Origin of the sequence: Shigella sp. FC1967 (genome assembly GCF_001743005.1) — a bacterium.
Classification (GTDB): Bacteria; Pseudomonadota; Gammaproteobacteria; order Enterobacterales; family Enterobacteriaceae; genus Proteus.
This window is the reverse complement of record NZ_MIIZ01001003.1, coordinates 1-1,346: the sequence shown is the minus strand read 5'-3', so window position 1 is coordinate 1,346 and position 1,346 is coordinate 1. Positions and strand designations below refer to the sequence as shown.

1 protein-coding gene and 1 pseudogene are annotated in these 1,346 nt (G+C 34.7%); both read left to right on the top strand.

Features of this window, described 5'->3' with window-relative positions; genetic code table 11:
• A pseudogene (locus BHE89_RS26245) lies at positions 1-678 on the top strand (pyridoxal-dependent decarboxylase); the annotation flags it as partial.
• Between the two features lie 101 nt (positions 679-779).
• Positions 780-1,073, top strand: coding sequence for a hypothetical protein (locus BHE89_RS26240; RefSeq protein WP_286146252.1), 294 nt, complete (start codon positions 780-782; stop codon positions 1,071-1,073).
• Positions 1,074-1,346: the final 273 nt, after the last annotated feature.

Here is a 1,346-nt window from a genome sequence, read left to right as displayed (position 1 = left end):
AAACTGCTGGTTCCCGTTTCCCGTTTGAATTTGGAAAAAGCAATGGATATACTTGGGTTGGGATATGACAACCTTATTGCATTGCCTATTGACGAAACGCATTTAGGAAAACTGCTGGTTCCCGTTTCCCGTTTGAATTTGGAAAAAGCAATGGATATACTTGGGTTGGGATATGACAACCTTATTGCATTGCCTATTGACGAAACGTTTAAAACTGATACTGAAAAAACACGCAACATTGTTTTTCGTTTAATTGAACAAGGTGAGCCTATTCTTGGTGTGATAGGAATATTAGGAGCACCGTCTTATGGTTGTGTTGATAAGTTAAAACCTCTTTTTGAACTAAGAAAAGAGTGCGAAGAAAAATACAACAATTCATTTTATATCCATATTGATGCATCGCAATTTGGTTATATGAAAAGTTTATTTCTTGATGATAATTATGATCTTATTCCATATCAGATCTTGTGTAAGAAATTAAAGAAAGAAGCCCCATTACTCGAATTGACATCTGAAATATATGAAAGTATCACACAACTTTCTCTCGCTGATTCAGTCTCTTTTGAACCATTTCAAGCGGGATTTTCACCATATCCTACGGGTGTAGTATGTATTAAAGATGCGCGTATTAGTCGTTTTTTTAACAAATCCTCCTCGATTATGCCCAGAGCAAGCTGATGATGTTCCTGAAATTGATGGTATACAATCCGCACCAGCAGTAGCCTCGATGTGGAGTGTGCATCAACTCTATCCTTTTACTTCATCTGGATATGGAAAATATGCGCAAATTCAATGGGAAACGCGTATCAAACTTGAGCATTTCTTTAATCAAGCGATTGCTTTCGAAAAAAGAAGGTGAGCACTATTATATTCGTGTTTTATCTTCATCTGACTTTAATAAATTAAATTTTGCGATTGTAAATAAAGGAAATAAGGACTTAGCAGCACAAAATAATCTTAATAAAACAATCTATGAAAACTTGGTTATTAAAAGCCATCATAAGCAAGATTTAAGTTTGTTAACACTTTGCGCTCGTAATAGTGATGATGCGCCTGCGCAGTTTTTGTTCTGAGTGCGGTTTTGATAGTAATGAGTGGGAAACTATCAAACATTTGAATTTATTGCAGCTTACGATAAAAAAGTACTGAAATCTGTGATGAGCCTCAAATTGAGGCTGGATACCAATATATTAAGAAAGTGGTTTTATCCGCATTAGACAAGTAGTGATACCTCTTTTTTGTTATATTCTCTACAATTAAAATAAATGTTGTTAAAAAGCGAAGTAGTGGGTCATTACCCATTATTTCGTTTTTTTTTATTAGACTAATGTGACGCTGTCACTTAT